This window comes from Paenarthrobacter sp. NPDC089988 (assembly GCF_044748465.1).
Classification (GTDB): domain Bacteria; phylum Actinomycetota; class Actinomycetes; order Actinomycetales; family Micrococcaceae; genus Arthrobacter.
Genome location: NZ_JBIVGD010000014.1, coordinates 60,119 through 79,046 on the forward strand (window position 1 = coordinate 60,119; position 18,928 = coordinate 79,046).

General features: G+C 60.4%; 14 protein-coding genes. 8 read left to right on the plus strand and 6 right to left on the minus strand.

The annotated features are described in order from the left end of the window. Positions 1 to 206: 206 nt before the first annotated feature. The 5 genes from ACIPV6_RS16475 to dnaA all read right to left on the minus strand — a co-directional run bounded on the left by ACIPV6_RS16475 (position 207) and on the right by dnaA (position 6,052). Positions 207 to 761 (minus strand): DUF721 domain-containing protein, encoded by a 555-nt coding sequence (locus ACIPV6_RS16475; RefSeq protein ID WP_400271907.1) that lies wholly within the window; start codon positions 759 to 761, stop codon positions 207 to 209. Continuing rightward, the gene (recF, locus tag ACIPV6_RS16480; RefSeq protein WP_400271908.1) at positions 748 to 1,941 is read right to left on the minus strand and encodes a DNA replication/repair protein RecF; all 1,194 of its coding nucleotides are present in this window, start codon (positions 1,939 to 1,941) and stop codon (positions 748 to 750) included. The genes ACIPV6_RS16475 and recF overlap by 14 nt, the downstream gene beginning before the upstream one ends. Before the next feature lie 24 nt (positions 1,942 to 1,965). Then, positions 1,966 to 2,850: a phosphogluconate dehydrogenase (NAD(+)-dependent, decarboxylating) gene (gene gnd, locus ACIPV6_RS16485; protein WP_400271909.1), complete on the minus strand. Its 885-nt coding sequence runs from the start codon at positions 2,848 to 2,850 to the stop codon at positions 1,966 to 1,968. A gap of 91 nt (positions 2,851 to 2,941) precedes the next feature. Further along, positions 2,942 to 4,066 carry a DNA polymerase III subunit beta gene (gene dnaN, locus ACIPV6_RS16490; protein ID WP_400271910.1) on the minus strand — a complete coding sequence of 375 codons (1,125 nt, stop codon included), beginning with the start codon at positions 4,064 to 4,066 and terminating at the stop codon, positions 2,942 to 2,944. A gap of 564 nt (positions 4,067 to 4,630) precedes the next feature. Beyond that, positions 4,631 to 6,052 (minus strand): chromosomal replication initiator protein DnaA, encoded by a 1,422-nt coding sequence (dnaA, locus tag ACIPV6_RS16495; protein ID WP_400271911.1) that lies wholly within the window; start codon positions 6,050 to 6,052, stop codon positions 4,631 to 4,633. Positions 6,053 to 6,517: 465 nt separating this feature from the next. Between dnaA and rpmH the strand changes: the two genes are divergently transcribed. From rpmH to ACIPV6_RS16535, 8 genes are all read left to right on the plus strand, one after another. Then, a complete protein-coding gene (gene rpmH / locus ACIPV6_RS16500) occupies positions 6,518 to 6,655 on the plus strand; it encodes a 50S ribosomal protein L34 (RefSeq protein ID WP_011776797.1) in 138 nt (45 codons plus the stop codon). 41 nt (positions 6,656 to 6,696) lie between these two features. Beyond that, complete coding sequence (gene rnpA, locus ACIPV6_RS16505) at positions 6,697 to 7,107, plus strand: ribonuclease P protein component (protein ID WP_400271912.1); 411 nt, start codon at positions 6,697 to 6,699, stop codon at positions 7,105 to 7,107. A gap of 70 nt (positions 7,108 to 7,177) precedes the next feature. Then, positions 7,178 to 7,522, plus strand: coding sequence for a membrane protein insertion efficiency factor YidD (gene yidD, locus ACIPV6_RS16510; RefSeq protein WP_397324265.1), 345 nt, complete (start codon positions 7,178 to 7,180; stop codon positions 7,520 to 7,522). Positions 7,523 to 7,538: 16 nt separating this feature from the next. Then, positions 7,539 to 8,507: a membrane protein insertase YidC gene (gene yidC, locus ACIPV6_RS16515; RefSeq protein ID WP_400271913.1), complete on the plus strand. Its 969-nt coding sequence runs from the start codon at positions 7,539 to 7,541 to the stop codon at positions 8,505 to 8,507. Then, on the plus strand, positions 8,507 to 9,058 hold the full coding sequence (locus tag ACIPV6_RS16520) for a protein jag (protein WP_397324219.1): 552 nt from the start codon (positions 8,507 to 8,509) through the stop codon (positions 9,056 to 9,058). Before yidC ends, ACIPV6_RS16520 begins: the two co-directional genes overlap by 1 nt. Before the next feature lie 6 nt (positions 9,059 to 9,064). Next, entirely contained in the window at positions 9,065 to 9,715 is a 651-nt protein-coding gene (gene rsmG, locus ACIPV6_RS16525) for a 16S rRNA (guanine(527)-N(7))-methyltransferase RsmG (RefSeq protein WP_400271914.1), read from the plus strand. Positions 9,716 to 9,802: 87 nt separating this feature from the next. Next, a complete protein-coding gene (locus ACIPV6_RS16530) occupies positions 9,803 to 10,855 on the plus strand; it encodes an AAA family ATPase (RefSeq protein WP_397324217.1) in 1,053 nt (350 codons plus the stop codon). Between the two features lie 66 nt (positions 10,856 to 10,921). Beyond that, positions 10,922 to 12,163 (plus strand): ParB/RepB/Spo0J family partition protein, encoded by a 1,242-nt coding sequence (locus ACIPV6_RS16535; protein ID WP_400271915.1) that lies wholly within the window; start codon positions 10,922 to 10,924, stop codon positions 12,161 to 12,163. A gap of 6,427 nt (positions 12,164 to 18,590) precedes the next feature. Here the strand turns inward: ACIPV6_RS16535 and trxA are convergent. Next, positions 18,591 to 18,917, minus strand: a complete 327-nt coding sequence (gene trxA, locus ACIPV6_RS16540; protein WP_400271916.1) for a thioredoxin — start codon at positions 18,915 to 18,917, stop codon at positions 18,591 to 18,593. Positions 18,918 to 18,928: the final 11 nt, after the last annotated feature.

Sequence of the window (18,928 nt, forward strand, 5' to 3'; positions counted from 1 at the left end):
GGATTCCCGAACCCCTGACGGTGTTTCACCGGCGCTCAGTATCTAGGCCAATTCTATCGTGGAAAAGCCCGAAACCCTGCAAATACGAGGGCAGCCGAGAGCTGAATGTGCCGATGGGAGGCCACTGGCCCCCTCTGGAACGGCCCTGTGGAGGTCCCGATGGGGGCCTATACGGTCCGGGGGCGTTGAATCGCCCTGCACGCCGTTCAGCCGTATGTGTCCCGAGGACCCCGGCCGTTCACGCTGCGCCCGCCTTTTCGCCAGTTCGGCGCCGACGGACCGAGGACTTGGATGCTCGTGACAACGCCGTCGCCCAGCTCTTTCCGGAACATCTCCAGCAAGCTGGTGCTCAGCAAACGGAGCTGGGTGGCCCACGCCGTCGAATCGCAACGGACCTGGAGGGTGGTGTCTGTGAAGCTCTCGGGCGTGCAGTGGGCCGCGATATCCGGTCCTACCAGTGCATCCCATTCGGCCATGACGGATCCCACGGCAACCGGCGACGTCCAGCCGCGTTCGGCAACCAGGCGGCCCACCACTTTTCCCAGACCCAACGGATCGCGGCCGTTCCCATGGAATTGCGAAAATCCCTTGGTGTCGCGCAGGCCGGTCCGCTTGGGAGTGGATCCGGGACGGGGAGCGCGTTGGCGCACTTCACCGCGCGCGGCCGCGGCTTCGCGCATGCGGTTCAAGGCGGCCTGGGCTGCGTCGATTTCGTCAGGATCCCGGCCGGGTTGACGTCCGTCGGCGCTATCCCTCGCCATCGATGCCTCCCGGAACAACGGTTATGCGCCGTCCGGCCAGCTCCTCCGGGATGTCGGCGTCGACGGCGGCGGTCACCAGCACCTGTTCGGCACCGGCCACGATTGCTGCCAGTTTACGCCGCCGCTGGACGTCGAGTTCGGCGAAGACATCGTCCAGGATGAGGATCGGTGCCGTACCGCCGGTTTGTGCGTCGTCGAGCATCACGTAATAGGAGGCCAACCGCAGGGAGAGGCACATGGACCACGTTTCGCCGTGCGAGGCGTAGCCCTTGGCAGGCGCTTGGCCCAGGACCAGCTCGAGTTCGTCCCGGTGCGGACCCACCAAGGAAACTCCGCGTTCCAGCTCCTTCTTGCGGCTTGCCGCAAAGGCCTGGATGTACCGGTCGGTGAGCTCGTCCACGGACAGTAGCCGGAGTTCCTCGGCCGACGCCGGAGGTTCCGTTGACGGCGTGCCTGCACCGCCGTCGTCGTCAAGGATGCCTTGGATGGTTGAGCGGTAAACCGCGCCGGCGTCCTTGGAACCGTCCGTCAATTGCGCATAGGCGCTGTTCAAGTGCGGACGCAGACGTTCCACCAGCTCGAGCCGGGCGTGCAGGAGTTGGGCGCCGGCGCGTGCCATGTGCTGGTCCCAGACATCCAGGGTTGCCTCGTGCCCTGCGGTGAACTTTCCCGTCCGTGCGGATTTCAAGAGCGCGTTCCGCTGTTTCAGGACGCGATCGTAGTCGCTCCGCGTCGCCGCATGCCGGGGAACCAGGCTCACCAGCAGTTCGTCCAGGAAGCGCCGGCGGTTGGATGGATCCCCCTTGACCAAGGCGAGGTCCTCCGGAGCGAACAACACGGTTTGGCAAATGCCCAGGATGTCCCTGGCCCGCACCGGGTTTCCGCGGTTGATGCGTCCACGGTTGGCACGGCCGGCGTTGATCTCCAGCTCGATGATGCTGGACTGTTCGCCACGCACCAACCGTGCCCGGATCAGGGCACGTTCGGTTCCGAACCGGAGCAGCGGCGCATCTGAACTGACGCGGTGCGAACTCAGCGTTGCCAAATAGCCGATGGCTTCCATCAGGTTCGTCTTACCGATCCCGTTGGAACCCACCAGGACAGTAACGCCCGGGCCAAGCTTCAGGTCAACCTGGGCATAGCTCCGGAAGTCGGTCAGCGAGAGATGTTCGAGGTACACGCCGTTTGCTGGACTCCTGCGGCCTTAGTTGGCCGGGCGGGTAGCGTGTCCGCCAAACTGGTGGCGCAACGCGGAAACCATCTTCATGGCAGGAGAAGTGTCCTCGCGGGAAGCGAAGCGGGCGAACAGTGCAGCCGTGATGGCAGGAGCGGGAACGGCATTGGCGATCGCTTCTTCAACAGTCCAGCGCCCTTCGCCGGAATCTTCCACGTAGTCGTCGATCGAGGCCAGGCCTGGATCTTCGTCGAGTGCCTTGACCATGAGGTCCAAGAGCCAGGAACGGACTACCGTTCCCTTTTGCCAGGCCCGGAACGTGCCCGGCAAATCCTTCACGATGTCCTTGGCGGCCAGCAGTTCGTAGCCTTCGGCGTAGGCCTGCATCAGGCCGTACTCGATTCCGTTGTGGACCATCTTGGCGTAGTGGCCGGCGCCGACTCCACCAACGTGGACGAAGCTGTCGGCACGGTCGCCCTCCGGGCGGAGGGCATCGAACACCGGCATGGCCAGCTCAATGTCTTCCTCGGAGCCGCCGGCCATGAGTCCGTAGCCGTTCTGCAGGCCCCACACACCGCCGGAAACGCCGCAGTCGGCGAAGCGAATGCCCTTCTCGGCCAAGGCCTCGGCATGCTTCTGGTCTTCGGTGAAGCGTGAGTTGCCGCCGTCGATCACCATGTCACCGGGGCTGAGTTTGCCGCCAAGTTCCGTGACGACGGCATCGGTGATGGCGCCGGACGGAACCATGACCCAGACAAGCCTGGGAGTGGGCAGTGCGGCGATGAGCTCATCGACCGTTGCAACGTCGGTAACGTCCGGATTCCGGTCGAAACCAGTTACCTCAATGCCACCGTTCCGCATGCGCTCACGCATGTTGAAACCCATTTTTCCAAGACCGATCAGTCCAATGTGCACAGTGTGACTCTTTTCTGCGGAGGGTGGCGGGAAAGTTCCAAGCCGTGTCATGTGCTGGTGATCCGGGCGGCGGACCGTCAACGATTGGCGGCTAGTTGGGCAGGCGGACCGGCATCACCAGGTAGCGGTAGTCGTCCTGGTCTTCGCCGTCAGCTTCGGCCTGGGCCGTGATCATGGCCGGCTTGGGAGCTGATGTGAACGAGAACCGGACAAACTTGGTTTCAATGACGCTCAAGCCCTCAACCAGGTAATGCGGGTTGAAGGCAACGGTGATGTCATCGCCGGAAAGCTGGGCTTCGAGTTCTTCAGAAGCCTGGGCATCTTCGCCGGTGCCGGCGTCGAGATTGAGCAGCCCCTGGCTGAAGGCGAGGCGAACAGGAGTGTTGCGCTCAGCCACGAGTGACACACGGCGAACGGCTTCAACCAGTTCCTGGGTTTGGACGGTTGCGTGGATGGGCGTGGAATCCGGGAAAAGTGACCGGATCTTGGGGTAGTCGCCATCCACCAGCAGCGAAGTGGTGGTGCGTCCGCCGCTCTCGAAACCGATGAGGCGGCTGTCGTCATCGGCAAGGGCAACGTTGATGTCACCACTGCCGCCGAGGGTCTTTGCAACCTCGTTGAGGGTCTTGGATTTGACCAGAGCGCTGGTGGAAATGCCCGGAGTGACGGGCTTCCACGGAACTTCCCGCATGGCCAGGCGGTACCTGTCCGTTGCGAGGAGGGTGATCATGTCATCCTCGATCTCCATGCGGACACCTGTGAGGATGGGCAGGGTGTCGTCCTTGCTGGCAGCAATGATCACCTGGGAAACAGCCTGGGCGAACGAATCGCCCGGCAGCGTGCCGCTGATGGCTGGAAGGGCAGGCAAAGCCGGGTACTCGGATTCGGGCATGGTTGCCAGGTGGAAGCTGCTTCGGCGGCACGTGAGGGTGACTTTGCTTCCATCGGTTTCAACTTCCACGGGGGCGGAAGGCAAGCTTCGGCAGATATCGGCCAGGAGTCGCCCGGAGACCAGGATGGTGCCCTCGGTGGTGATGTCTGCGGGGATTTCCAGACGTGCCGACGTCTCGTAGTCGAAGCTCGAAAGGCTAACGGTTCCAGCCTCGGCTTTGAGGAGGAGGCCGGAAAGCACAGGTACGGGCGGCCGCGGAGACAACGACCGCGCGGTCCACGTGACGGCTTCTGCCAGGACGTCGCGGTCGACTCTGAACTTCACGGAGGGGTGCCGCCTTTCATTGCTGCTGCCAAGTAGTAGCTGCGGATTCCTGCCTGGAACCCACTAAAAATCCGCGTTCCGGCACCGGGAGCTGCATGGTCCGCGCTGAACGAACTACAAAACATACCCAGGGATGGGAGCGCTGCTGACAGCTTAGCCGGAACATCTGGGATTAACCCATCCCCGTTTGCCCGGACTCGCCCTATGTGGACAGCCTCGGCTGTCCGTTGGTCCGTTCCCCTCGGGCAGGCGGTGTGCGGGATAGGGAGATTGTTATTTGAGGGATTTCGATTTTTTGGGATTCGTAGTGTTAATAACTGCTGTGGAAACTGTGGATAAGTGCTTCCTGCCGCGCGGATCCGCGGTTAAGCCCTGTTCACGGAGTGTGCGTTAACTGGGTTTTAAACAGGGTGTGGATGGGGACAACTCCAAGGGCACTTTTTAACGATCCACAGATGGCTTAAGGGTTTTAAGCCCATTAACCGCGCTTGTCCCCTTAACAATCCACAGGGTTATCCACATGCACCTGTTAATAAGGTATGTAGTGCGCGGTGCGATGTGGATTCAGGAGTCCCGCTGCTGTTGCTTGATGCGGTTGGTGAGTTCGGTGACCTGGTTGTAAATCACACGACGCTCAGCCATCAGCTCCCGGATCTTCCGGTCGGCGTGGATGACAGTGGTGTGGTCGCGGCCGCCCAGCTCCTGCCCGATCTTCGGCAGGGACATGTCCGTCAGCTCCCGGCAGAGGTACATCGCGATCTGCCGGGCGGTCACCAGGGTGCGCGTACGCGACTTGCTGCAGAGTTCTTCCATGCTGAGCTTGAAGTAGTCCGCGGTCTGGTCGAGGATCTGCTTTGCCGTGATCTCCTGCGCACCGTCGTCGGTGATCAGGTCCTTGAGGACCATCTCTGCGAGGGCCACGTCCACGGGCTGGCGGTTGAGGCTGGCGAACGCCGTGACCCGGATGAGGGCGCCCTCGAGTTCGCGGATGTTGCTGGAAATCTTCGAGGCGATGTACTCCAAAGCATCGTCCGGGGCGGACAGGCCTTCGCTGAGGCCCTTCTTGCGGAGGATGGCGATGCGGGTTTCAAGTTCGGGCGGCTGGATGTCCGTCAGGAGTCCCCACTCGAATCGCGAAGTCATGCGGTCCTCGAAGCCGGCAAGCATCTTGGGCGGCTGGTCGGACGTGATGACAACCTGCTTGTTGGCGTTGTGCAGGGCGTTGAACGTGTGGAAGAACTCTTCCTGGGTCCGGTCCTTGCCCGCCAGGAACTGGATGTCGTCGATCAGGAGCACGTCCACGTTGCGGTACGTGGTTTTGAAGCTGGTGCCCTCGTCGTCGCGGATGGAGTTGATGAAGTCGTTGGTGAATTCTTCGGAGTTCACGTAGCGGACGCGGATACCGCTGTAGAGGCGCCGGGCGTAATGGCCAATGGCGTGCAGGAGGTGGGTTTTGCCCAGTCCGGAGTCGCCATAGATGAACAACGGGTTGTACGCCTTGGCCGGCGCCTCGGCCACGGCCACTGCCGCAGCGTGGGCGAAGCGGTTGGAGGAACCGATCACGAAGGTATCGAAGATGTACTTCGGGTTCAGCCGACCAAACTCGTGCGAAGTGCTGGGCGGCGTGGGCTGCGGCTTCGGTTCCAGTGCGAGGTCCGGGGCAGCGGAAAGCTCGACGACGGGTTCCGGCTCCGCGTGGACGGGAACCAGTTCGGTATCCACGTCGATGGCGCAACGGATGTCATCGGAGAAGACGCTGCGAAGGGCATCGTCCAAGGCATCCTTGACCTGCGTTTGCAGGACTTCCCTGGTGAGCTCATTGGGCACGGCAACCAAGAGCGTGGAACCGATGAGGCCCTGTGCCTGGGCGAGGATGACGAAACCGCGCTGACGGGGTGAAACCCGGTCGTCTTGTTCCAGGAGGCTCAGCACCCTGCGCCAGGAACTTCCGACAGTATTGGCGTGGTTGGCTTCGTCTACTGTCATCAATGTGTTCCTAAATACTTGCTTGCCGGCGTTGCTGGCAGCCGAAAAGCCTCCGGCAGGCAGTGGTTCCGGGGAATAATCCACAGACTTATGCACAGCGGGTGGACAATGGGCTACTGAGCCACTCTAGGGGATGATTTCCCCAGAAGATAGCTGGGAAGTTGCTTGTGGATAATTACACTGTTGTTGTTCTTGATCGAGCCCTGTGAGCCAGTTCATCCACAGGCTGCATCCCTCGGTTTGCCACAGTTGTGGACAGCTTCCCGGGTGGCTCCCGGTTTGACTGGGGGTCCCTTTTTGCCCTAACGTTGTGAAGTCCTTTGTGTCCGCTTTTGCGATCAGTTGCACCCCGGTACGTTCACCGTGCGGGAGGCAACGGCGGCAGGCACATACAAAACTTAGCGTCGGCCAGTTCTTCCCCTTTTGATCGGGTGGGCGCACCTTTGATCCACTGGAGTAACTAACGTGAGCAAGCGGACTTTTCAGCCGAATAACCGCCGTCGGGCCAAGAAGCACGGCTTCCGCCTTCGTATGCGTACCCGTGCCGGCCGCGCCATCCTGGCTGCCCGTCGCGGCAAGGGCCGCGTCGAGCTGTCGGCCTAAATAACTGACTTGTCGGTCAGGGTCCTCTCGGGGGTTCGTCGGTGCTAGCCACCCCAAACCGTCTCCGGACGTCTACCGACTTTTCAACAACTGTACGTTCCGGCGTCCGCAATGGACGCCGGAACTTAGTGTTATATACGGCTCCTATCGGGGCCGCGGAGCCGAGTCGAATCGGCTTCATTGTCTCCAAAGCCGTCGGGAACGCCGTGACCAGGAACCTCGTTAAGAGGAGACTGAGAGAAGCAGGCGCGTTGTCTTTGCAACTGCATGGAACGGGCCTGGCGGTGGTAGTCCGCGCATTGCCTGCAGCTGCATCAGCCAGTTGGGATCAATTGCTCGCGGACTACAACGCCGCATTGGCAGTGACGACGAAGCGACTGGGTGGCTCAGCTCCACGCAACACTTCGCCGGACCGCAACGGCACCACAACGGAAGGGACAGCGCGTGCATAACCATAGTGCCGCCGTCGTTCCTTCCTTTGGTGACCCCGCTGACGAGGTTCCTTCCCAAAGCTGGCCCGCCATGATCGGCAGGTTCGTCTGGGACCTGCCCAGGAACGTGTTGATCCTCCTGTTGAAGGCCTACCGCAAAGTGGTCTCGCCCCTGTACGGCCAGGTTTGCCGATTCTTTCCGTCCTGCTCGGCGTATGCGCTCGAGGCTGTCACGGTGCATGGCGCCGTCAAGGGCACTTGGCTCGCAGCCAGAAGGCTCGCCAAATGCCACCCCTGGAATGCCGGCGGTGTGGACCACGTCCCCGCAGGGCATCGTCATTGGCCTGAGGGCCGGACGCCCACAATTGTTGTACTGAACAACCCGGACCTGTTCCTGGCTGCTCAGGCTGATGAAGAAGGCCGCCCTGCGGCCTGACGAATAGGGATATCGTATGGACTTCTTTGAAACAATCATGTTTCCGTTCAAGTGGTTGGTGTCAATCATCATGGTTGGCTTCCACGAGGGGCTGAGCTTCATTGGGCTCCCTGCCGCCAACGGCTGGACCTGGACGCTGTCCATCATTGGCCTGGTGCTGGTGATCCGTGCTGCCCTCATTCCTGTCTTCGTCAAACAGATCAAGGCCCAGCGAGGCATGCAGCTGCTGCAGCCTGACCTGAAGAAGCTGCAGACCAAGTACAAGGGCAAGACCGATCAGCTCTCACGCCAGGCCATGGCGCAGGAGCAGATGGCTCTGTACAAGAAGCACGGAACCAACCCCTTCTCGGCCTGTTTGCCGATGCTGATCCAGATGCCGTTCTTCTTTGCGCTGTTCCAGGTGCTGTCCGGCATTTCGAACAATGCCAAGGCCGGCCAGGGTATTGGGGCCATGAGCCACGAGCAGGTTGTGCAGTTCGATCAGTCGAGTATCTTTGGGGCGCCCTTGTCGGCTTCGCTGCTGCACGGTGGTGCCGGTGGTAACGAGGTAGCTGTCTGGGTGCTTTCGATCATCATGATCCTCGCCATGACTGCCTCGCAGTTCATCACGCAGAAGCAGATCATGGCCAAGAACATGTCCGAGGAAGCCCTCGCCAGCCCGTTCATGCGCCAGCAGAAGATGATGCTCTATATCCTGCCGCTCGTGTTCGGTATTGGTGGCATCAACTTCCCGATCGGTGTGCTCATCTACTGGACCACCACCAACCTCTGGACCATGGGTCAGCAGTTCTTCGTTATCCGCCGTATGCCCACTCCGGGTTCCCCTGCCGCCAAGGCGCTCGAAGAGCGTCGGGCCGCCAAGGGCCTGCCGCCGCTGCTGGGTGGCAAGAAGAATGACGACGCCGAGGCTGCCGCTGCCGCCGCTGCTGCTGAGGTCAGGGCGCAGCGCGTCCAGCCGCAACGTAAGAACAGGAAGAAGAAGTAATGTCTGCTGAGAGCACCGAGGAAGTAACCGCCGCCGTGACTGAAGACCAGGACGACGCCCAGGAAGAGACGCTGTCCAAGACGGCAAGCCGCCTGGAAGAGGAAGGCGACATTGCCGCCGATTACCTCGAAGAGCTCCTTGATATCGCAGACATCGACGGCGACATCGACATCGAGGTCCGCAATGGGCGTACCTACATTTCCATTGCAGCCGAAGAAGAGTCGGCCGCCCTGGAGAGCCTGGTGGGCCGTGACGGAGAAGTCCTGGAAGCGCTGCAGGAACTGGCCCGGCTTTCCGTTCTTTCCGCAACGGAGAACCGCTCCCGCCTGGTGCTGGACATCAATGGCTACCGCAAGGACCGTGCCGGTGTTCTCCAGCAGATCGCTGAAGATGCCGTGGCCAAGGTCAAAGCCAACAGCGGGACGGTTGCCCTGGAACCTATGAGCGCCTACGAACGCAAGATTGTTCACGATGCCGTGGCCGATCTTGGTTTTGTGTCTGAATCCGAGGGTGAAGGCGCAGGCCGGCACATCGTGGTTTCGGCTGACTAGCGGCTCATGGTTGAGATTTCCGCTACTGAACTGCAGGCAGCTGAGAAAATTTTCGGGGCACGCTTGGACCTTGCCAAGCGCTACGTTGAGCACCTGGCAACGTCCGGCATTGAACGCGGGCTTATTGGTCCCCGCGAGGTTCCCCGTTTGTGGGGCAGGCATGTCCTGAACTGTGCCGTCATCGAATCCGCCATTGCCAAGGACAAGCATGTGGCCGACGTCGGATCAGGAGCCGGACTGCCGGGCCTGTGCCTGGCGATTGCCCGTCCCGACTTGGAACTGACACTCATCGAGCCGCTGGAGCGCCGGGTGATCTGGCTTCAGGAAGTGGTGGACGACCTTGGGCTGGACAACGTGACCGTCATGCGGACGCGTGCGGAACTGGCCGTAGGTCTCGTGGACGCCGACGTAGTAACCGCCCGCGCGGTCTCCGCGTTGACCAACCTGGCCGGACTGACCATTCCGCTGCTTAACGGCAAGGGTGAGGTAGTTGCCATCAAGGGTCGGAGCGCAGCGGAGGAAATCGAGAAAGCCAGGAAGGTCATCCGTAAGCTGGGCGGCGTCGAAACGTCCGTTGTGGTTTGCGGACAGGAGCTTTTGGAGGAACCCACCACCGTGGTGAGGATCATCGTCAACAAGCCCGGAAAGACGGCCTAGGCAGGGCTTGGTTTCCCGCGTGTCGGCGGCGGAGCGGTTAGGCTAGAGAACGGCAGCAAGCGCCGAATGAGAGTGAGAGTGTGACCAGTGGGCAGTAGCGAAACCTCCACGCAGCGGATTCCCCCATTTATGTCTTTGGGGTCTGCGCGGTCCATGGCCACACCTTCCGCATCTCTGCAGTCCGCGATTGTGCGTACCGAATCGGTTGAAAATGCCGTTTCACGTGAAACCCTCACCGACGATGGGCCTAACCTCATGGACTCCATGGACGATTCAAGCCCCATTGCCCGCGAACTCGCGCACGAGACCCGGCGTCGCGAGCGGCTGATCGGCCGCCAGCTCCCGAAGCCTGAGAAGACACGAATCTTCACAGTGTCCAACCAGAAGGGTGGCGTCGGTAAGACCACCACCACGGTCAACATCGCGGCCGCGCTGGCATCCGCGGGGCTTAATGTTCTCGTCATCGACATTGATCCGCAGGGCAACGCCTCCACTGCGCTCGGCATCGAGCATCACGCAGACGTGGACAGCATCTACGACGTCCTCATCAACGACCTTCCGTTGAACGACGTTGTTGCGCCGTGCCCGGATATCCCCAACCTTTTCTGCGCGCCGGCAACCATTCACCTGGCTGGCGCCGAGATTGAGCTCGTGTCCCTCGTTGCCCGCGAGCAGCGGCTGCGTCGGGCCATCGACGTCTACGCCAAGGAGCGCGAGAAGGCGGGTGAGGGCCGGCTCGACTATATCTTCATTGATTGCCCGCCGAGCCTCGGCCTCCTGACCGTCAATGCTTTCTGCGCTGCCAGTGAGGTGCTGATCCCCATCCAGTGCGAGTACTACGCGCTGGAAGGGCTCAGCCAACTCCTTAAGAACATCGAGATGATCCAGAAGCACCTCAATGCGGACCTGGAGGTTTCGACCATTCTCCTGACGATGTATGACGGCCGGACGAACCTGGCGGCCCAGGTGGCGTCGGAAGTCCGTCAACACTTCCCCCAGCAGGTTCTCAGTGCCGTGGTGCCGCGTTCGGTGCGTATCTCCGAAGCGCCCAGCTACCAGCAAACGGTCATGACGTATGATCCCTCATCGAGCGGCGCGTTGTCCTACATGGAAGCCGCCGCTGAAATCGCTGAACGCTAGAATTCTTGAAACACTGCAACAGCCTGAGTCGCTCCGCGCTCGGCTATCCATCGGAGGGATGAATCAATGAGCGAAAAGCGAAGAGGCCTGGGCAGGGGTCTTGGGGCTCTCATCCCCAGCTCCGCCGCCGCAGGCTCCCCAGGCAATGGCGCGTCGCCTTCGCGTCCGGTGGACTTGTTCTTCCCCGACGCACGCAAAGCGGCCGAACCGGTTACAGAGGCACCCACCGCGGATGCTCCCGGTGTAGAGTCACCTTCCGGGTCCAAGGGTTCCGGTTCCAAGACCGCGAGAGGTGCACGTTCGACTTCCACGGAAAAGGCTCCTGCCAAGACTGCGGCGAAGGCGCCTGCAGCCAAGGCTCCGGCTGCCAAGCGTTCCGCTGCAACCTCTGCAAAGGACCCTTCCGAAGAGCGAACGACGTCGGCCTCCTCACCGGCTGCTGCTGTGGCTGCACCAGCACCTTCAGCGTCAGACGTCGAATTGGTGGAGGTCCCCGGCGCCAGGTTTGCCGAAATTCCGGTTACGGACATCCATCCCAACCGGAAGCAACCGCGTAGTGTCTTCGATGAAGACGATATGGCGGAGCTGGTGCACTCGGTCAGGGAAATCGGCGTCCTCCAGCCAATTGTTGTACGTACTTCAACTGAAAAGGGTGGAGAACCGTACGAGCTCGTCATGGGCGAGCGTCGCTGGAGGGCTGTACAGGCCGCCGGACTCGACACCATCCCAGCGATCGTCCGCGACACCACGGATGACGACCTCCTCAGGGATGCCCTGCTGGAGAACCTTCATCGCAGCCAACTGAACCCGTTGGAAGAGGCAGCCGCCTACCAGCAGCTCCTTGAGGATTTCGGTACCACGCATGAGCAGCTCGCCGATCGTATTGGGCGATCCCGTCCGCAGGTGTCCAACACACTCCGGCTGCTGAAGCTCCCACCGCTGGTCCAGCGCCGTGTAGCCGCCAATGTTCTTTCGGCGGGACACGCTCGTGCTTTGCTGTCACTGCCCGACGCTGCCGCCATGGAGCGCCTGGCACAGAAGATCGTGGCTGAAGGCATGTCTGTTCGGGCCACCGAGGAAGCTGTGGCCCTGTACCAGGATCCCACGACGCCGCCTAAGAACAGCATCCCCAAGCCCAATGCTCGTCACGAGCGCTTGGACTACTTGGCCTCTTCGCTGTCCGATCGTCTGGACACCAATGTGAAGATCACCCTCGGTGCCCGCAAGGGACGCGTCAGCATCGAGTTTGCCAGCGTCGAGGACCTCAACCGCATCATGGATGTCCTTAGTCCCGGTGCTGAGGGCTAGTTCTCCTTCATTCAATTCAATGGGGTTCACTTCCTAAGGAGTGGACCCCATTATTGTTGGGAGACGTGTGTGCAGGCATCTCGCTGCGTCCACAAAATGCGCCCTCCGGACATGGGTAGGCCAGTGTTGCTGCGGTCATCGTCTCTGCGTTTGTATGGCTATTAGAAGGATGCTGTGATGCCCGAGCCGATAGGGCCACCCAGGCATTTCGTGTTCGCCGAGCGACCACTGGGCAGGCCCTCCCCGCGTCTCCGAAGTTCCGCGATGCGCAACCGGGTAGCTTGGGGGTTCAGTTCCCTGTACCCCGCTTAGCAGGGATTCGGCCGCCCCCGGACCTGATACGCGGCAGCAAAGGGAATGTGTGGGTTCGTTCCCGCAGACTCGTTCCTATCACGGCTGAGCAGGCAAATGCCCCTCCTGAGCCAGCTATGCGGGCGAAAAAAACCTATCCGGATCGTGCTGGCCTGCTCTGGATCCACTCGATTTGTGCAACTTACGAGCTGTTGCGGGGAACGCCTACCGACCTACTAACTCGTGATTGGCCGTAAACGGACTAGTGGGTCCGCATCGTCGTCTTAGTGTTCCCAAGGCGCGTGGCTGTAGCAACTTCGGTCTAGGGCGGCATGCTTCCATGGTTCTGTATCGCCTGAGGCGAGATGTTTCACGTGAAACTTAATTTCATGCGTCAGATCGCCGCACATACGGCGATGCTCGTCTTTGGACGGGCGATCTGTGCTTCACTTCTGCTCCTTCTGCACACGTTGCCGTGATGTTCTGATGGGGTTATGGTCTCCTTTCGAGCCCGATCAGCCGGCTGCAGCACTCACCGAGGACTCTGGCTCTAACTGGACCTAGAACAAGATTTCAGAAGCGCAAGCATCTGCATGAGCGCCCTCTATGACCGTTATTCCTTGGTTTCACGTGAAACAGTGCGTGTCTTCGCTCAGAAACTCCAGGAAGCGCAGTGTTGCGCGGGACGCAAAAGGAGCCTTCGGATACTGCAGGATGCCGAACCCAGGCTGCGAGTAGAAGGACAGTCCTCGCCATCTCGAGTGAATGAGCGCGAGGTGATTCTGTACGACGATGCCCGAGAAAGTTCCGAGGTTGCGGTGAACGGTGTGAATCTCGACATTCCGTGATTCTGGAAGGAGAGAAGGATGCAGCTGGGCTGGCCCAACCTGGCTCCAGATGTGATGTTTCACGTGAAACATAGTGTTTCAGTGCCGGAAAAGATGGGTCGAACCACAGTGCGATCAGGCGGTGCCAATGCCCGGGGAAGGGTGGATATCCCCTAGCCCTTGAGTCTTCGGGATGTCCGTGCGAGCGACCTGCGGTTGAAGGTAAGGGGCGGCGAATGCGCCGGTGTGGACACTTGCGGCTCGGCTCCAGCACTGTTTCACGTGAAACACCGCTTGCTCAACTGGGTTTTGAGTAGAAGAAGAACCTTTACCCAACCCCTGCAATCACACCAACCTCATCGCATTTTGGTTGGTGATACGGCATTGGCGATCACGCAGAGGGGCGCCAACGAGACTCTTGTCCCAGACTCTATGCGATACGGTGCTCCGCGAGCCGTGAAATCAGAGGCGCGGTGCGGACTGGGGATGTGGAGCTGACTGGCTGGATGAGCCTGGGAAATGAGCACTCCCAATGGTGAATGCCGCCGAGCAACATCGTTTGCTAGCTGGTGCCTCGTCCAAGCCACGATGCTGAGTTCACGCCTGCCGCGCGTGTTGTTCCCTGGTGCATTGACGTTGCATGACGATTCGAAGGCCCGCCGTCTGCACTGTTGGTATTGACCACAGTCTTCGTGCGCTGGCGACCCCTGAGTGACTGAGTACGGGATGTTATCTGTCGGGCATGGCTGACGAAGGTATTGAGACAAGCAGTCTCAGCCGGGAGAGTCGGTTGACGTGCACCAGAGATGATGCGCACTCCCCTGCGGCCCGCTGCCCCACGGGTCTCGATGGCGCCGGCTTTGGTCGACTGCGATGCGGCGCATGTGCCGTCGTGATACTCCCGCCTCGACTGCGGCGCCGTAGCGTACTCATCACTGGGAACACCAAGTCCAGCCACGACGGCGATCAATTAGCAGGTATATAGGAAGTCTCGTCCTGCGGCCAGTCGTTGCACTCCTGCATGACAACGGACCAGAAGAGTCAAGGGGCGACAGAGAATGAACTCGGGTTTGCTCAGATGCCCGCCACATCCTTCTGGCAGATGCCACGTGGCTCGTAGGAGATGCTCTTCCACGAAGTCCTGCGGGCAGCGTAAGCCGGACTGGAACCACCCATCCACCATCCATGCATCCCGTCAGTACTCGGCTGTTTTTCGATGGACCACGTTCAACAGGTCAGATCCTCCGGTTGCATCGTAATGGGCCTACCCTACTCTCTGTGTCCAACCCGGCTGTCCAAACCGTGGTGCCGGCTCGCTGGCTGGGCTTGGGAAGGAAGGGCCCGAGTACCAAGCCCCGGTAGCGCGCCGTGGATCCATGAGTCAACAACGAGTGTTCTTGTCCACTGTGTGCTTCGGACCATCGGTAAGTTCTGGGGACAGCGAGTCATGACTCGTGGTCGATCATGGGCTCCCTCCGAGCGTCCTTGTGCCTCGCTGGCCTGGTGAAACTGAGCACGGAATAGCAGCCGTACGTGCCGGGCTACAGAGGGTTAGGTGTGGACGACAAGTGGACATAACTGAACCGCTAGTACACGAACACTCTCGCTGCAGATGGTGAGCGCAGTGGAGCCGGAAGCCTGCATCCTCGTACGCAGGCTGGGCGATGGGTCACAAGAGATCTGATGTTGTACGTTTCGAAGCTCATCTGCTTGGGACGGCCAATTGAACTAGCACGCTCTTCGAGCCGATTGATCTGCTGCAAGATTGCCCAGGTCATACCCTGAGATCCGGAGCGAACCTTCGTGGGGGACGAGCAGACGCAGATTCTGCATCTCGTGTTTCACGTGAAACAAGGACTCGACGGTCGGCGCGAACCAGTCTCGGACACCCAGATCCGGCGTGTGAGCCCAGATGCGGAAAGTGGAAAGCTCGGTGGATATCCCTGTGGATAACTTTGGGGATAACGTTGGGCGTACTGAGTGTGTCGGTCAATCTTGAGTGATCGCCCTTTAGCACCAGCTGCGCCAAGCGGGAGTCGAACGAAGGACTCCAGGCGTGGGCGCCAGCAGCTCTATGCGACGCGGTGAGATTATTGTCATATCTCGCGAAAATTCGTTGATTTTATGGCCATTCTGGCGAGTGCACCACCATGGGACCGCAAACTCTCAGGCGGGTAGCCAACTGAGCGGGACTACCAAGCCTGCCAGCCCTCGCTCGCCTGTGAGAAGTTCATCTGGGATGGGTGTGGACGGCAGTGGAAAAGCCTGTGGATAACTTTGTGAATAAGTCTCGCGTTTTCGCTCGACGTCGGACCGCTCTATCCGACCAATTGGTGGGCGGCCCCTGATAGTGAGTCCCGGACATCCATCGGCCATGGCCCAGTTCAAGCCGGAGGCCTGATCTCTAGCCTGACCGCGCATCCAGCAACCCAAGTCTGATCCCAGGCAGTAGCTGGGGCGCAGGACAGAATGGCGAAGAGGCTTAGGGATGGTCCGTGAGCTGTGACTAACGATCAGTGTTCGCGGCTGTCACGGAGCATCGTTTCATCGGATGTCTCTTGACGAATGAGCGGTCGGATGGAGGAAGCCCGATTGCCCGCCGTGGCGCTTCCAGTGCAATGGTACGACGGCCGCGGCGACCCCCGATGCCAACCTAAGACGTAGGGGTCTGAGTTTGACCCTCAAGTGCTGGCCTCCAGCTGGCTGTTGGCCGCCTTCTACCTCCGCGCCGGGCGCGACAGTGCCCAAGTGCTCATGGTCGTCGTTGCTGTTTCACGTGAAACATTGATCCCTCTATCGTCCAGCGGGTGCGCAGTCCGATGCCTGCCGATGCTTGGTCTGTTCGTCAGGATGCCCGACATTCGAAGCTTAGATTGAGACGAAGTCGCGCAGCTGGGAAGCCGATGACAAGACGGCGGCCAAAGGAGCGCGAGCAGTCTATGTTTCACGTGAAACACGGCCTAAGTGGACGTCCAACTCCCCCGAAGAGCTGCCGGGTTATGCAGTCGGAAAGGCTGCACTTTGCGGTGCAGAAGCGGCGCACCCCCACTCCGTGCCAGTGCGCAGCAACGCCCAGCCACGATCAACACGGGCATGGAGAACGCGGGAGCGGAGCCGTGAACGGACTGCAGCGTGATAATCAGGCACGGTAGGTCCGTGCGGGCAGCTGCAGGGGTAGCAGTGGCGTAGCGGTGGTTGGGGTGGCGGGTGCATAGGCTTCCGTGGATGCGGCCGGGCGTAGAAGGGGCCTGCCAATCGACATGCAATCATCATTGAATCCACTGGATTCCGCATGGAACCCCATGATCAGCAGACGCAGACTGCCTGGCATTGGATAACCCCGAAGGGCCAACGAGTACGAATGATCCTCTGTGTCGACGACCGCGGAACGCTCCTTCCGGCCCCGTCTAGTCGGGGGCCTTTCTAGCTTGCTTGGCGAGCCGAGGCTTCGGTCAACGTACCTATGTGCGCCTTCCTGGTGCCACGTTGACAATTCATCGTGGCATTACGGGCTATAGTGGCGGCTAAGTGGGCTGATCAGTTCTGGTGAGTTGTCGGAGCCTAGACTAGAAGCCGTGTGTGTTCTTTGAGTGATGTCATCCAGGCTCCATGGTGTCATTTGAAGAGCGTTCCCAGACATTTCGGGGTTGTGACGTCGACTGCCAGAATGTGTTGGGTGTCCGAGTTGCAGATTCACCAGCTAGTAAGGTGAAGAGCCAGCGGAGCCGAGAAGTTTGCCTTTAGTGGGTCGGTGCGCCCCAGGGCCGCGAGGTGGGCTGTTGATGGCCGGACGCGCCTCCAGGGCCGCGAGGTGGGCTATTGATGGCCGGACGCGCCTCCAGGGCCGCGAGGTGGGCTATTGATGGCCGGACGCGCCTCCAAGGCCGCGAGCTAGGCCTTTAGTGCTCTGGCGCCCCGTGCGCTGCAACGTCGGGAGGTTGGCTGTTTGTGGGCCGATGTGTCTCTAGTGCAGCGGAATCGGCTCTCGCCCAGCTGCGCTCCTAGGGCCCACCAGATTGGGTGGTAGGCAGCGGTGGTCTGGCTATACCTGGCGGGTCGACCGGGCGCCTTTCTGCCACGGATCTATGGGCTCGGGTGTCGCGTCCCCGGGTACCTCATATCTTGGCTTCTAGGCAGGCGTCCGCTTCACTTTCAGAACAGCTGGGATGGCGTTGACGGCTCTTCTGAGTCCATTTCAGGGTGCAGTTCGATGGGTCCTACCGAGGCGGCTCCGGCCCTCCCGGCACCAGCTGGGTGCCATGAGGTTCGTAGTAGTCTTGTTGACTTCACGCGAACGTCCGAGTGCGCACCGATCAGGCGCTTCATTGTTCCGGCGTTCAAGTGACGATTACGGTGAAGCGACTGACTGGTAGTCGACGGTGCTGACCTCGCTGTGTAGGTTATGGGTTTCCTCGCACTCGCTAAATTCTGGGTGTCTGCGTGGAGTCGCGAGAGTACTTCCCCCGGGGCTTGCCATTGGGAAGGTACTCAGCAGTGTGGATGATCCGTGTTTCACGTGAAACGTTGATCTCCCACGTAGCTCTGAGTCAGCGGTGCCCTGAGCGAGTACGCGAATACGTTGAACTGTGGGGCGGAAGATCTGGAAAATCTATTGGCTGGGAGCAGACCAGACGCCAAAGCAAAGTAGGTGATCTCTGTTGGTGCAGCGTGAGCTGGATCGGCTCAGCATTCTTACAACGCGACTGCAATTGCGGTGGTTCGAGCACAGCAGAAAGATGGCGGACGCACCCCCCGGTTTGTTCTGGAGCCGGTGCTATCCGAGAGGGGTCTTAGGGGAAAGTCCACCGTCGCGCCAGGATGTCCGGTGTTGTGCGCGAAAAGGCTTCACATTGCTGTGATGGTCTGCTGAAACTATGGCCTACCCTCACACAGCAAGACTTCGCCGTCGTGGGTGTTTCACGTGAAACGTCCAGCACGTCAGGGGTTGGTTCAGCAGCCTCCATCCCAGACGGCTCAGCTCTCGAAGAGTTGGGTTCAGTCCGCGGCGCGCTACTCTCATGAGGCCTGTTTCCAAAGAGCGGGTGATTCAAGAGGTCACCCCGCACCGCGGGGGCGTTATCTTACGTGCCGCCGTAGAGAGTGCACCTTAGAGCAGCCTCAGGGAGCCTAATCCAGGTAAGCCAGGCCAAGTCTATCCCAACTGGCGCAATGCAGGGCCCCCTGGCCAAGGTTCCTCTAGAAAGAAACCGTTGGAGATTCATTTCCAAAAAAACCGGCGGCTCCTTGTCCCAAAGGGGCATTGTCCCCAGAGGGGCAGGAGCCGCCGGCTTCCGACGATGGATCAGGAACTAGGACAGGACGTCCGAGAATTCCTTTTCAAAGAACTGCTTGGGCTTGGCGCCGATGACGGTGCTCTTCACCTCTCCCCCGCTGAAGAGGTACACAGCCGGGATGGAGGTGATGCCGTACTGGGCTGCGATGGCGGGGTTGTCATCCACGTTCAGCTTAACGACGTCCACCTTTTCGCTGTACTCCACCGAGATTTCGTCGAGGATGGGACCGAGCTTGCGGCAAGGACCGCACCACTCTGCCCAGAAGTCTACGATGACCGGCTTATCGGAAGCCAGGACATCCGTGCTGAAGCTTGCGTCAGTTACGTCTTTGGCGTTGCTCATAACTTTTCCCT